The organism is Streptomyces sp. NPDC050534 (assembly GCF_044457745.1).
Taxonomy (GTDB): Bacteria; Actinomycetota; Actinomycetes; order Streptomycetales; family Streptomycetaceae; genus Streptomyces.
This window is the reverse complement of sequence record NZ_JBITHF010000008.1, coordinates 470,378-483,649: the sequence shown is the minus strand read 5'-3', so window position 1 is coordinate 483,649 and position 13,272 is coordinate 470,378. Positions and strand designations below refer to the sequence as shown.

10 protein-coding genes are annotated in these 13,272 nt (G+C 71.5%); 5 read left to right on the top strand and 5 right to left on the bottom strand.

Annotation, left to right across the window (positions count from 1 at the left end; genetic code table 11):
- Nucleotides 1–4: 4 nt before the first annotated feature.
- From ACIBN2_RS27595 to ACIBN2_RS27580, 4 genes are all read left to right on the top strand, one after another.
- Nucleotides 5–937: a MerR family transcriptional regulator gene (locus tag ACIBN2_RS27595; protein ID WP_399138144.1), complete on the top strand. Its 933-nt coding sequence runs from the start codon at nt 5–7 to the stop codon at nt 935–937.
- 123 nt (nt 938–1,060) lie between these two features.
- Nucleotides 1,061–1,609 (top strand): RNA 2'-phosphotransferase, encoded by a 549-nt coding sequence (locus tag ACIBN2_RS27590; protein ID WP_399138142.1) that lies wholly within the window; start codon nt 1,061–1,063, stop codon nt 1,607–1,609.
- Nucleotides 1,610–1,690: 81 nt separating this feature from the next.
- Nucleotides 1,691–2,611, top strand: a complete 921-nt coding sequence (locus ACIBN2_RS27585) for an LLM class flavin-dependent oxidoreductase (RefSeq protein WP_399138140.1) — start codon at nt 1,691–1,693, stop codon at nt 2,609–2,611.
- A gap of 61 nt (nt 2,612–2,672) precedes the next feature.
- Nucleotides 2,673–3,560 carry a Cof-type HAD-IIB family hydrolase gene (locus tag ACIBN2_RS27580; RefSeq protein ID WP_399138138.1) on the top strand — a complete coding sequence of 296 codons (888 nt, stop codon included), beginning with the start codon at nt 2,673–2,675 and terminating at the stop codon, nt 3,558–3,560.
- A gap of 37 nt (nt 3,561–3,597) precedes the next feature.
- On the opposite strand, the gene ACIBN2_RS27575 is transcribed toward ACIBN2_RS27580, so the two are convergent.
- From ACIBN2_RS27575 to ACIBN2_RS27560, 4 genes are all read right to left on the bottom strand, one after another.
- Nucleotides 3,598–5,193, bottom strand: coding sequence for a GAF domain-containing sensor histidine kinase (locus tag ACIBN2_RS27575; protein WP_399138245.1), 1,596 nt, complete (start codon nt 5,191–5,193; stop codon nt 3,598–3,600).
- A 182-nt stretch (nt 5,194–5,375) separates the two neighbouring features.
- Nucleotides 5,376–8,867 carry a thiol reductant ABC exporter subunit CydD gene (gene cydD / locus ACIBN2_RS27570; RefSeq protein WP_399138137.1) on the bottom strand — a complete coding sequence of 1,164 codons (3,492 nt, stop codon included), beginning with the start codon at nt 8,865–8,867 and terminating at the stop codon, nt 5,376–5,378.
- Between the two features lie 12 nt (nt 8,868–8,879).
- Nucleotides 8,880–9,884, bottom strand: coding sequence for a cytochrome d ubiquinol oxidase subunit II (gene cydB, locus ACIBN2_RS27565; RefSeq protein ID WP_399138135.1), 1,005 nt, complete (start codon nt 9,882–9,884; stop codon nt 8,880–8,882).
- Nucleotides 9,885–9,902: 18 nt separating this feature from the next.
- Complete coding sequence (locus tag ACIBN2_RS27560) at nt 9,903–11,411, bottom strand: cytochrome ubiquinol oxidase subunit I (protein ID WP_399138134.1); 1,509 nt, start codon at nt 11,409–11,411, stop codon at nt 9,903–9,905.
- Nucleotides 11,412–11,561: 150 nt separating this feature from the next.
- Between ACIBN2_RS27560 and ACIBN2_RS27555 the strand changes: the two genes are divergently transcribed.
- Nucleotides 11,562–11,936 carry a cyclophilin-like fold protein gene (locus tag ACIBN2_RS27555; protein ID WP_399138132.1) on the top strand — a complete coding sequence of 125 codons (375 nt, stop codon included), beginning with the start codon at nt 11,562–11,564 and terminating at the stop codon, nt 11,934–11,936.
- Between the two features lie 16 nt (nt 11,937–11,952).
- On the opposite strand, the gene hisC is transcribed toward ACIBN2_RS27555, so the two are convergent.
- Entirely contained in the window at nt 11,953–13,032 is a 1,080-nt protein-coding gene (gene hisC / locus ACIBN2_RS27550; RefSeq protein ID WP_399138131.1) for a histidinol-phosphate transaminase, read from the bottom strand.
- Nucleotides 13,033–13,272: the final 240 nt, after the last annotated feature.

Here is a 13,272-nt window from a genome sequence, read left to right as displayed (position 1 = left end):
GGGCATGCGGACGCCGTACCGCATCGAGGACCTGGCGCACGTCAGCGGCGCCTCGGTCCGCACCATCCGCGCCTACCAGGACCGCGGTCTGCTCCCCCGGCCCGAGCGCAGCGGCCGCGCCAACCTCTACTCAGACGCGCACCTGGCCCGGCTGCGCCAGATCGCCGAACTCCTGGACCGCGGCTACACGCTGGCCTCCATCAAGGAGCTCCTGGAGGCGTGGGACGCGGGCCGCGGCCTGGGCGGGGTGCTCGGTCTGGTCGCCGAGATCGACCGGCCGTGGACCGACGAGGAGGCGGTACGGATCTCCCGTGCCGACCTCGACGAGCGCTTCGGCGGCTCCCCCGACGACGCGGCCGTCGCCGAGGCCGTCGAACTCGGCGTGCTGGAACCCGTCCCGGGCGACGACGGCTCCTTCCTCGTGCCGAGCCCCCAAGAGCTCGCCGTGGCAGTGGAGTTGCACGCGGCGGGCGTACCGCTGTCCGCGATATCCGCCCATCTGCGGGAGTTGAGGGTCCAGGTCGAGCACATCGCCGCCCGTTTCCTGGAGTTCACCACCGAGCACGTCTTCGCCCGCTACCTCGACGGACCGCACCGCCCGACCGACGCGGACGCGACGGAAGCGGCCTCACTCGTACGCCGCCTGCGACCGCTCGCGCAGCAGACGGTGGACGCGGAACTGGCGCGGGCCATGCGGGCGCTGGCGGTGCGTCAGCTGCGTCAGCAGCTGGGGGAGGACGGTCCGGAGGAGGCCCGTCCGGTGTCACGCTCCGTGTCGTTGCCGGAGGAGACAATGCGGGCGGTGGAGAGCCTGGTTGGGGCGGGGAGTGCGGCGGAGTTCGTGACGCTGGCGGCTGAACGGGAGGTGCGGGCACGGGCGTTGGACGCGCTCACGTCAAGGGGAGGGCCCCCAGACGATCTTGACGAACAGGGCTGACATGTCGGGGAGTTGTCCACAGATCCGCCAACTAGCCTGTGGATAACTACAGTTGGTTGTGGATCAAACCTCTGCGGCGAAAATAATCTGCGTGATCCGCGTCTCTCCCGTCATGCTGAGCGGATGGACGAAAGACGCACCGTGAAGGTGTCGAAGTACCTCTCGAAACACCTGCGCCACCAGCCCGAGCGGATCGGGCTCACCCTTGACGAGGCCGGCTGGGTCGAGATCGACGAGCTGATGGCGGCGGCCGCCGCCCACGGCTTCCGCTTCACCCGCGACGAGCTGGACCACGTCGTCGCCGAGAACGACAAGAAGCGCTTCGCGGTCGACGGCACCAGGATCCGCGCCAGCCAGGGCCACAGCGTCGAGGTCGACCTCGGGCTGCCCCCGGCGACCCCGCCCGCGTACCTCTACCACGGCACCGTGGCCGGCAACCTGGACGCGATCCGCACCGAGGGGCTGCGCCCCATGAACCGCCACGACGTGCACCTCTCGCCCGACCGCGAGACGGCCACCCGCGTCGGCGCCCGCCGCGGCCGGCCGGTGGTCCTGCCGGTCGACGCCGGCGCGATGCACCGCGACGGGCACGTCTTCCACGTCAGCGCGAACGGCGTGTGGCTGACGCAGGCCGTACCCCCGCGCTACCTGCGCTTTCCCGAGGCGCACTGACGCGGCCTCGGTGCGTGGCCGAGCGCACGCGTACGGTGACCGTTTCGTCCGCCGTCGGTACGGGCCCGTAGGCTCGAACGCATGAGTCTGCGTCTGAGCACCGTGATCCTCCCGTACCGCCGCTGGCGCGAAGGCGGCCGTTCGGCATGGCTGCGGGCCGAGCAGCTCGGATTCCACACCGCCTACACCTACGACCACCTGTCCTGGCGCGTGCCGTTCCGCGACGGGCCCTGGTTCGGCGCCGTGCCGACCCTGACCGCCGCCGCGGCCGCCACCGAGCAACTGCGCCTGGGCACCCTGGTGACCTCGCCGAACTTCAGGCACCCGGTGACCCTCGCCAAGGAACTGATCTCCCTCGACGACATCTCCGGCGGCCGCGTCACCCTCGGCATCGGCGCGGGCGGCACCGGCTTCGACTCCACCGCGCTCGGCCAGGAGCCCTGGACCCCGCGGGAGCGGGCCGACCGGTTCGCGGAGTTCGTACCGCTGCTCGACCGGCTGCTCACCGAGGACACCGTCTCCTACGAAGGCGACTTCTACTCGGCGCACGGCGCGCAGAACATCCCGGGCTGCGTGCAGCGGCCCCGGCTGCCCTTCGCGGTGGCCGCCACCGGGCCGCGCGGACTGCGGCTCGCCGCACGCCACGGACAGGCGTGGGTGACCACCGGCGACCCGAAGCTGTACGAGAACGGCACTTCTGAACAGTCGATTCAAGCCATTCGCGGACAGGTCGCGAAACTGGCCGACGCCTGCGCAGCGATCGGCCGGAACGTGGCCGAAATGGACAAGATCCTGCTCACCGGGTTCACCCCCGACCGCGCCCGCCCGCTGGAGTCGCTCGACGCGTTCGTGGACTTCGCGGGCCGCCACCGCGAGCTGGGCTTCACCGAGATCGTGATCCACTGGCCCGTCCCCGGCACCCACTTCGCCGCCGACCAGAAGGTCTTCGAGCAGATCGCCATGGAGGCCCCGGCGCAGCTCGGCTGGGTCGACGGAGGGTGACGGTGCTGGAGAGGACGGTAACCACTCAGATGTGCGGAGTCCCGCACGGCCGTGCAGGCATATGCGGGAGAATGAACCGGTGACCTCAGCGACTCGACAGCCCGAGACCGCGGCCCCCGCCGTCCCGCCGCGACTCATAGCCACCGATCTCGACGGCACGCTCCTGCGGGACGACAAGTCGGTCTCCCCGCGCACGGTCGCCGCGCTCGCGGCCGCCGAACAGGCGGGCATCGAGGTCTTCTTCGTCACCGGCCGCCCGGCCCGCTGGATGGACGTCGTCAGCGACCACGTGCACGGCCACGGCCTGGCGATCTGCGGCAACGGCGCGGCCGTGGTCGACCTGCACGGCGGCCCCGGTGCCCACCGGTTCGTGAAGGTGCGCGAGCTGGCCCGGGACAACGCGCTGGACGCCGTACGGCTGCTGCGCGACGCGGCACCCGGCACGATGTACGCGGTGGAGCAGACCTACGGCTTCCACCAGGAGCCGGAGTATCCGAAGCTGCACATGGAGCTGCCGGACCACCTCGCGCCGGCCGAGGAACTGCTGGCGCCGGACGGCCCCGGCGGCGCCGAGCCGGTGCTGAAGATCCTCGCCTACCACCCGTCCCTCGACCCGGACGCCTTCCTCACCACCGCCCGGCTCGCCATCGGCGAGCGGGCCAGTGTCACCCGCTCCAGCCCCAGCGCCCTGCTGGAGATCAGCGGCCCCGGCGTCTCCAAGGCCAGCACGCTGGCGCTGTGCTGCGCCGAGCGCGGCATCTCGCACGAGGAGGTCGTCGCCTTCGGGGACATGCCGAACGACGTCGAGATGCTCACCTGGGCGGGCCGGTCGTTCGCGATGGGCAACGCGCACCCGGACGTCGTCGCCGCGGCCTCCGGCCGCACGGTCGCCAACAACGACGACGGTGTGGCGGTCGTGATCGAGCGGATGCTCGCCGGGCGGCCGTAGCGCCTCCCGGTCCAACGGGGCTCCTGCCGCGGGCGGTTCAGTGCGGCGCCTGCCACACCACCGTCGTACCGCCGCCGTTCTCGCCGAGCCCCGGACCGTGGCTGCTGTCGCCGCCCAGGGCCTCCGCACGCCGCTTCAGGTTGCTCAGGCCGCTGCGCCGGCCGCCCTCGGGGATGCCGACGCCGTCGTCCGCGACGCTCAGGCGTACGCCGGGGCGGCCGTCCGGGAGGGTCACGGTCGCGTCGACGACGACGTCGATCCGTGAGGCGCCCGCGTGCCGGAAGGCGTTGGAGAGCGCCTCGCGCAGGGCGGCGACGAGGTTCTTGCCGGTCAGGTCGCCGACCAGAGTGTCGACCGGGCCGACGAGGCGGTGCGAGGGCCGGAAGCCGAGCGGTACGGCGGCCATGCCGATCTCCCGGAGCACGCGCGTGCGCAGCCCGGAGGGCACCTCGGCGGGCCCCTGCTGGAGGGCGAAGATCGCGCTCCGGATCTCCTGGATGGTGACGTCGAGTTCGCCGACGGCCTTGCCGACCCCGTCCCGCACCTCGGGCACGACCGAACCGCGCTGCGCGTTCTCCAGCAGCATCCCGGTGGCGAACAGCCGCTGGATCACCAGGTCGTGCAGGTCACGGGCGATGCGGTCGCGGTCCTCGAACACCGCGAGCCGTTCCCGGTCGCGCTGCGTCTCGGCCATCTTCAGCGCGAGCGCGGCCTGCGCGGCGAACTGGACCGCGAGGGTGCGCTCCGCCTCGGTGAAGGCGTGCTCCCCCGGCGCGCGTGGCATGACGAGACTCCCGAGCACCCGGCCGTCGCTGTGCAGGGGCAGCATCATGGCGGGCCCGTAGCGACGGGTGAGCCCGGCGGCCATGCGCCGGTCGGTGGCCGCGTCGTCGGTGAACACGGCCTGTCCGGCGAGGAGTTCGGCGACGACCTCGCTCTCCGGCGGGACGACCGTGCCGAGCAGGCCCGACGGCCGGTCGGCGGCCACGGCGACGATCTCGAGACCGCCCTCGTCGGCGGGCAGCAGCACGATCCCGGCCGCGGCCCCGGACAGCCGGCGGGCCTGTTCGGCGACGACCTGGAGGGCGTCGTCGGCGTCGCCGCCGGACAGCAGGGCGGTGGTGACGGCGACCGACCCGTCGATCCAGCGCTCCCGCTGCTGGGCCGCCTCGTACAGCCGGGCGTTGCCGACGGCGATACCGGCCTCGGTGGCGAGCACCCGGACCATGTCGAGGTCCTCGTCGTCGAACGGCTCGCCGCCGTGCTTCTCCGCCAGATACAGGTTCCCGAAGACCTCGCCCTGCACCCGGATCGGCAGACCGAGGAAAGTGCGCATCGGCGGGTGGTGCGCGGGAAAGCCCCGGGAGCGCGGGTCCGCCGTCAGATCTGCGAGCCGGACCGGCTCAGGATCGCGGATGAGCGCGCCGAGCAGCCCCCCGTGCCCGTCGGGCAGCCGCCCGATCCTGCGGGCGGTCGCCTCGTCGACGCCCTGGTGGACGAAGTCGGCGAGGCCGTCCCCGCGTTCGTCGACGACGCCGATGGCCGCGTACCGGGCGCCGGTCAGGGCGGCCGCGGTCTCGCAGATCCGCTCCAGCGTGGAGTGCAGCTCCAGCCCGCGGCCGACGGTCCGCATGGCCTCCAGCAGCCGGGGCACGCGGGCGTCCGGGTCGGCCCGGAGTCCTGGGGCCGGCTGCTCGGGGCCGGGGAGCGGTACGTCGGGGCCGGGGGGCGGTGCGACGGGCATGTCCCGAGCGTAATAAGTCCCGTTTGCTGCAGAAAGTCGGGAGCGGTGGTGCGTGACGGTACGCGCCGCCGCTACGCCGCCGTGAGCAGCGACTCCGCCTCCGCCTCCCGCTCCGCCATCCGCCGCAACGGCCCTGGAACGGCGGCCAGTTCGGCATACGACCCGCGCTGCACCACACGCCCTTCGTCCAGGACGACGACCTCGTCGACCGCCGTCAGGCCGGCCAGCCGGTGCGTGATGAGCAGGGTCGTACGGCCCTCGGTCGCCGCCAGAAGGTCGGCGGTGAGGGCGTCGGCCGTCGGCAGGTCGAGGTGTTCGGCGGGCTCGTCGAGGACGAGGACCGGGAAGTCGGCGAGCAGCGCGCGGGCCAGCGCCAGCCGCTGCCGCTGCCCGCCCGACAGCTTGGCCCCGTGCTCGCCGACCAGCGTGTCGAGGCCGTCGGGCAGGCGGTCGGCCCACTCCAGCAGCCGGGCCCGCCCGAGCGCGTCACGCAGCTCGTCCTCGGTGGCGTCCTTCTTGGCCAGCAGCAGGTTCTCGCGCACCGAGCTGTCGAAGAGGTGCGCATCCTGCGCGCACAGCCCGACGAACCGTCGTACGACGTCGCCGTCGAGCGCGTACGCGTCCACGCCGGCCAGCGTGTAGGAACCCGTGCTCGCGTCCAGGAAGCGCAGCAGCACCTGCGCCAGCGTCGTCTTGCCGGCGCCGGACGCCCCGACCACGGCGATCCGGCGCCCCTGGCCGAGGGTCAGGTCAAGGCCGTCGAGCGCGTCGCGCTTCTGTCCCTCGTGCCGGGCGGTCAGGCCCTTGAGGGCCACCGGGAAGGGCGAGGCGGGCGCCTGCCGGGGCCGCTCGGGCTCCCGTACGGGCTCGGGCGCGTCCAGGACCTCGTACACGCGCTCCGCGCTCCTGCGCACCCGCTGCCGGTACTGCGCGGCGAGAGGGAGCCCCATGACGGCCTCGAAGGCGGCCAGCGGGGTGAGGACGACGACGGCCATCGTCACGCCGTCCAGCCGCCCCGCGGCGACCGCCTGGGCGCCCACGAGAGCGGCGGCGGTGACGGTCAGACCGGAGAGCAGCGAGGTGAGTCCGTCGCCGAGCGCGGTGGCGGTGGCGGCGCGCGAGGCGATCCGGGTGAGCGTGCCGTCCGCGCGCCGGGCCTCGGCGCTGCGGGCGGGCAGGGCGCCGGCGACCGTCAACTCCGCGGTGCCGGTGAGCAGATCGGTCACACGCGTCGCCAGTGCCCCACGGGCGGGGGCCAGCCTGCGGTCGGCGCGCCGGGCCACGGCGCCGGTGACCAGCGGGACGCCGACTCCGGCCGCCACCAGACCGGCGGCGAGCGCCAGACCGGCCTCGGGCAGCAGCCACGCCGTGAAGGCCACGGCCGCGGCGGACACGATCGCCGCGGAGCCGGCCGGCAGCAGCCAGCGCAGCCAGTAGTCCTGCAGGGCGTCCACGTCGGCGACCAGGCGCGAGAGCAGGTCGCCCCGCCGGGTGCGGCGCAGCCCGGCGGGGGCCAGCCGCTCCAGGCGCCGGTAGACGGCGACCCTGGTGTCGGCGAGCATGCGCAGCACCGCGTCGTGCGACACGAGCCGCTCGGCGTACCGGAAGACGGCCCGCCCGATGCCGAAGGCGCGCGTCGCCGTGACGGCCACCATCAGATACAGCACGGGCGGCTGCTGCGAGGCCCGCGAGATGAGCCACCCGGAGGTGGCCATGAGCCCGACGGCACTGCCCAGCGCGAGGCTGCCGAGCAGCAGGGCGAGAGCGAGCCGGCCGCGCCGGGGGCCGGACATGGCACGGACGCGGGCCAGCACACCGGCCCTGCTCACGGCGGACGCGGCGGCTCCCGGCTCGAGCGGTGCCGAGCTCTCGTACGTCTCCTGTGTGGCCGGGCGCGTCTCCGGCAGCCGGCGCTCCACGGGCGCGGGACCGGCCGGAGCGGTCAGGCGCACCACGCGGTCCGCCGGTCCGAGCAGGGCGGGCCGGTGCACCACCAGCAGGACCGTGCGCCCCGCCGACAGCCGCCGTACCGCCTCCACGACCTCCGCCTCGGTGGCGCCGTCCAGCGCGGCCGTCGGCTCGTCGAGCAGCAGCACGGGCCGGTCCGCGAGGAACGCCCGGGCCAGCGCGAGCCGCTGCCGCTGCCCGGCGGAGATCCCAACACCGTCCTCGCCGAGCAGGGTGTCCGCGCCGTCGGGCAGCGCCTGAACGAACTCCAGCGCTCCGGCGTCCGCCAGCGCCCGCCGTACGGCGGTGTCGTCGGCGTCGGGACGCGCGAGGCGTACGTTCTCGGCGACGGTCCCGGCGAACAGGTGGGGCCGCTGCGGCACCCAGGCGATCCGCGAGCGCCACCGCTCCAGGTCGGCCTCGCAGAGATCGACTCCCCCGATCCGCACCCGCCCCTCGGTCGGCCGCACAAAGCCCAGCAGGACGTTCAGCAGCGTCGACTTGCCGACGCCGCTCGGGCCGACGAGGGCGACCGTCTCCCCGGGCTCGACGGTGAAGGAGACCTCCGACACCGCGTCCTCGGACCGCCCGGGATACCGGACCCTCACACCCTCGAAGGCGATGGCGCCCGCCGGCACGTCCGTCGTGCCCGACGCCGGCACGGGCGTCTCCAGGACGGTGAAGATCTCCTCGGCCGCGGCGAGCCCCTCGGCCGCCGCGTGGTACTGCGCCCCGACCTGGCGCAGCGGCAGATACGCCTCCGGCGCGAGGACGAGGACGACCAGGCCGACGTACAGGTCCATCTCCCCGTGCACGAGCCGCATGCCGATCGTCACGGCCACCAGGGCCACGGACAGCGTGGACAGCAGCTCCAGCGCGAAGGACGAGATGAAGGCGATCCGCAGCGTGCGCATCGTCGCCTGCCGGTATTCGCCGGTGATACGGCGGATCGACTCGGCCTGCGCCTTGGCCCGCCCGAACACCTTCAGCGTCGGCAGTCCCGCGACGACGTCCAGGAAGTGCCCGGACAGCCGGGACAGCATCCGCCACTGACGGTCCATCCGGGACTGCGTGGCCCAGCCGATCAGCATCATGAAGACCGGGATGAGCGGCAGGGTGGCGACGATGATCGCCGCCGACACCCAGTCCTCGGTGACGACCCGGGCCAGCACCGCGACCGGCACGACCACCGCGAGCCCCAGCTGCGGCAGGTAGCGCGAGAAGTAGTCGTCGAGGGCGTCGACTCCCCGGGTGGCCAGGGCGACCAGGGAGCCCGTCCGCTGCCCGCCCAGCCACCCGGGACCGAGCGCGACCGCCCGCTCCAGCAGCCGGCCGCGCAGCTCCGACTTCACCGCCGCGCTCGCCCGGTGGGCGGCGAGCTCGGTCAGCCAGGAGACCAGCGCACGGCCGCAGGCGACGGCGGCCAGCAGCAGCAGGGGCGTGCCGAGTCCGGACACCGTCATCCGGTGCTGGAACGCGCCCACCACCACCTCGGCGATGAGCATCGCCTGCGCGATGACCAGGCCCGCTCCGACAGCACCCAGGCAGACGACCGCCACCATGAACAGGCGGGTGGCGCGGGCGTACCGGAGCAGTCGCGGATCGATCGGTTTCACGTGAAACACACCTCAGTGCATGGTCTCAGCGATGTGCTGCGTTCCGATGCGCTTGCGGAACACCCAGTAGGTCCACCCCTGGTAGAGCAGGACGATCGGGGTGGCGATACCGGCACACCAGGTCATGATCTTCAGGGTGTACGGGCTCGACGAGGCGTTGGTGACGGTGAGACTCCACTGCTCGTTGAGCGACGACGGCATGACGTTCGGGAACAGCGTCAGGAAGAGCATCGCGACCGCGGCCACGATGGTCACGCCGGACAGTGCGAACGACCAGCCCTCCCGGCCTCGCTGGTTGGCCACCAGCGCCGCCACGAGCGCGGCCACCGCCACCGTCATGGCCACCAGGCTCCTGCCGTTCCCCTTGTCGATCTGGGTCCACAGCAGGAAGACCAGCGCCGCCACGGCCGTCACGAGGCCGACGTACAGGGCCGTGCTGCGCGCCCGCTCCCGGATGTCCCCGACCGTCTTGAGCGCGGTGAAGACCGCCCCGTGGAAGGTGAACAGCGACAAGGTCACCACTCCACCGAGCAGGGCGTACGGGTTGAGCAGGTCCCAGAGGTTCCCGACGTACTCGAAGTTCCTGTCGATCTTCACGCCGCGCACGATGTTGCCGAAGGCGACGCCCCACAGGAACGCCGGGATCAGCGAGGTCCAGAAGATCGCGGTCTCCCAGTTGCGCTGCCAGTTCTCCTCGGGCCGCTTGGCGCGGTACTCGAAGGCGACGCCCCGCACGATCAGGCAGACCAGGATGACCAGCAGGGGCAGGTAGAAGCCGGAGAAGAGCGTGGCGTACCAGTCGGGGAAGGCGGCGAAGGTGGCGCCGCCCGCCGTGAGCAGCCACACCTCGTTGCCGTCCCAGACCGGGCCGATCGTGTTGATCAGCACCCGCCTCTCGGCCCGGTTCCGGGCCAGCAGCCTGGTGAGCACGCCGACCCCGAAGTCGAAGCCCTCCAGGAAGAAGTAGCCGGTCCACAGGACGGCGATCAGGACGAACCAGACGTCGTGCAGTTCCATGACTCGATCTCCCTCGGCCTAGTACGAGAAGGCCATCGGCTTGTCGGCGTCACGGGTGTCGCCGCCGATCTTCGTGGGCGGGTTGAGGTCGGCCTCGGTGAGCTCGGGCGGGCCCGCCTTGACGTACTTCACCAGCAGCTTGACCTCGACGACGGCGAGGACGGCGTACAGCGCGGTGAAGGTCAGCATCGAGGTGAGCACTTCGGCCTGGGAGACACCGGGGGAGACCGCGTGCCGGGTCTGCAGGACGCCGTAGACGACCCACGGCTGGCGGCCCATCTCGGTGAAGATCCAGCCCCACGAGTTGGCGATCAGCGGGAAGCCCAGGGTCCAGATGGTCACCAGCCAGTAGAGCCTGCTGAGCTTGGGGCTCAGGGCCTTGTTGCGGAACAGGACCAGATGCGGCACCTCGTCCTCGCCGACCCGCAGGTGCTGCGGCAGCATGAACTTCTTGCGGGTCAGCCAGAGGCCGGCCAGGCCGATGGCGAAGGACGTCATGCCGAAGCCGATCATCCAGCGGAACGCCCAGAAGGTCACCGGGATGATGGGCCGGTAGTCGCCCGGGCCGTACTTCTTCTGCTCGGCCTTGTTGGTGTCGTTGATGCCGGGGACGTACGAGTTGAAGTTGTCGTCGGCGAGGAAGGACAGCACGCCGGGGACGGACAGCTCGACGGTGTTGTGGCCCTTGCTCACGTCGCCGTATGCGAAGACCGAGAACGGCGCGGACTCCTGGCCGTCCCACAGGGCCTCGGCAGCCGCCATCTTCATCGGCTGCTGCTTGAACATGACCTTGCCGAGCGTGTCACCGCTGATCGCGGTGAGCAGGCCGGCGATGACGACGGTGATCAGGCCCAGCCGCAGCGAGGTCTTCATCACCGGGACGTGCTTCTTGCGGAACAGGTGGAAGGCCGCGATGCCGACCATGAACGCGCCGCCGGTCAGGAAGCACGCCGCGAGCGTGTGGAACGCCTGGGCGAGCGCGGTGTTCTGGGTCAGCACCTGCCAGAAGTCGGTGAGTTCGGCACGCCCTCTGGCCTTGTTGATCCTGTAGCCGACGGGATGCTGCATCCAGGAGTTGGCCGCGAGGATGAAGTACGCCGACAGGACCGTGCCGATCGAGACCATCCAGATGCAGGCCAGGTGGATCCGCTTCGGCAGCTTGTCCCAGCCGAAGATCCACAGGCCGATGAAGGTCGACTCGAAGAAGAACGCGATCAGCGCCTCGAAGGCGAGCGGGGCACCGAAGATGTCACCGACGAAGCGCGAGTAGTCGGACCAGTTCATGCCGAACTGGAACTCCTGCACGATGCCGGTGACCACACCCATCGCGATGTTGATCAGGAAGAGCTTGCCCCAGAACTTGGTCGCCCTGAGGTACTTCTCCTTCTCCGTGCGCACCCAGGCGGTCTGCAGCCCGGCCGTCAGAGCGGCCAGGGAGATCGTCAGGGGGACGAACAGAAAGTGGTAGACGGTGGTGATGCCGAACTGCCATCGCGCCAGGGTCTCCGGCGCCAGAGCCAGGTCCACGTCGCCGCTCCTTACATTACGCTTGTGAAAGCGTTCACATTCACAAGCAATTATGACGCACGGATTTTCGGCCGAACGCAGGGGGGTCCTGTCTTGTCCGTCACGTCAACCCCTTGGCAGTAACTTCAACATCTTGTTGAATCTCATGCCGTGCAGATACGGATATCGTGGCCCGCCGGCCACCTCACCGCGACTCTCGACGACACCCCGACCGCCCGGTCCCTGGGCACGGCACTCCCCATGGCCTCCACCGCCCGTACCTGGGGCGAGGAGGTCTACTTCGACACGGGCGTCCGTGTTCCACGTGAAACGACGGCCCAGGAGGTCGTGGAGGCGGGCACCGTCGCCTTCTGGACCGACGGCGACGCGCTCGCCCTCCCCTACGGGCCCACACCGATCTCGCGGGGCGACGAATGCCGCCTCGCGAGTGCCTGCAATGTCCTGGGCCGCCTCGACGGCGACCCCCGCCTCCTCGCCACGGTCCGCGACGGCGACCCCGTACGCGTGGAACTCGTGGCCGGCTGAGGCCGGTCGCCGAGTCTCAGAGCTCCCTGCGGAACGCTTCCGCCACCTTCAGGAAGATGTCGTTCGCCTCGGTCTCGCCGACCGTCACCCGCACACCCTCGCCGGTGAACGGCCGGACCACCACGCCGTGCTGCTCGCACGCCTGGGCGAACGCCACCGTGTGCTCCCCCAGCCGCAGCCACACGAAGTTGGCCTGGGTCTCGGGCACCGTCCAGCCCTGGGCGCGCAGCGCGTCGACCACGCGGTTGCGCTCGCACACCAGGGAGCCCACCCGGCCGAGCAGTTCGTCCTCGGCCCGCAGGGAGGCGATGGCCGCCTCCTGCGCGACCTGGCTCACCCCGAACGGCACCGCCGTCTTGCGCAGCGCCGCCGCCACCGGCTCATGGGCGATGGCGAAGCCGACCCGCAGTCCCGCGAGGCCGTACGCCTTGGAGAACGTCCGCAGCACGCAGACGTTCGGCCGCCGGCGGTAGAGCTCCACACCGTCGGGCACCTCGGGGTCGCGGATGAACTCGCGGTACGCCTCGTCCAGCACCACCAGCACGTCGCTCGGCACCCGGTCGAGGAACCGCTCCAGCTCCTCCCGCCGCACGACCGTGCCGGTCGGGTTGTTGGGGTTGCAGACGAAGATCAGGCGCGTCCGGTCGGTGATCGCGTCCGCCATCGCGTCCAGGTCGTGCACATCGCCCGGGGTCAGCGGCACCTGCACCGACCTCGCGCCGCTGATCTGCGTGATGATCGGGTACGCCTCGAAGGACCGCCAGGCGTAGATGACCTCGTCGCCGGGGCCGCTGGTGGCCTGGATCAGCTGCTGGGCGACGCCGACCGAGCCGGTGCCGGTGGCCAGGTGGGAGAGGGGTACCCCGAAACGATCGGAGAGCTCGCTCATCAGGCCCGAGCAGGCCATGTCCGGGTAGCGGTTGAAGGAGGAGACCGCGGCCGTCACCGTCTCCATCACACCGGGCAGCGGCGGATAGGGGTTCTCGTTGGAGGACAGCTTGTAGGCCACCGGCCCACCGGCCGCGGCAGGCTTGCCCGGCTTGTAGGTGGGGATACCCTCCAGCTCGGCGCGCAGCTTGGGGCTCGTCTCGCTCACCGCAGTCCTCCTCATGACCACCACCGGCTTTCAATACTGCTTACCTTATGAGGATTCGGCGCCCGCGCGTACAGCTGGGCCAGACCTCCTCCGTCACAGCCGCATCAGGGGCAACACCACCCTTAGGCAGACGAATCGAGGGGCGCTCTCACATATATCTACGCGCCGGTGGCTCACGCCGTGGTGCGCATCCCCCGTACAGGTGAGTTGAGACCTCTTCGAGACATCCGCGGCTTGGCA

Excerpts from the sequence above, each read along its gene's own strand:
- ACIBN2_RS27595 (WP_399138144.1), top strand. The coding sequence starts at position 5 with ATGCGGACGCCGTACCGCATCGAGGACCTGGCGCACGTCAGCGGCGCC.
- ACIBN2_RS27590 (WP_399138142.1), top strand. The coding sequence starts at position 1,061 with ATGGACGAAAGACGCACCGTGAAGGTGTCGAAGTACCTCTCGAAACAC.
- ACIBN2_RS27585 (WP_399138140.1), top strand. The coding sequence starts at position 1,691 with ATGAGTCTGCGTCTGAGCACCGTGATCCTCCCGTACCGCCGCTGGCGC.
- ACIBN2_RS27580 (WP_399138138.1), top strand. The coding sequence starts at position 2,673 with ATGCGGGAGAATGAACCGGTGACCTCAGCGACTCGACAGCCCGAGACC.
- ACIBN2_RS27575 (WP_399138245.1), bottom strand. The coding sequence starts at position 5,193 with ATGCGGACCGTCGGCCGCGGGCTGGAGCTGCACTCCACGCTGGAGCGG.
- cydB (WP_399138135.1), bottom strand. The coding sequence starts at position 9,884 with ATGGAACTGCACGACGTCTGGTTCGTCCTGATCGCCGTCCTGTGGACC.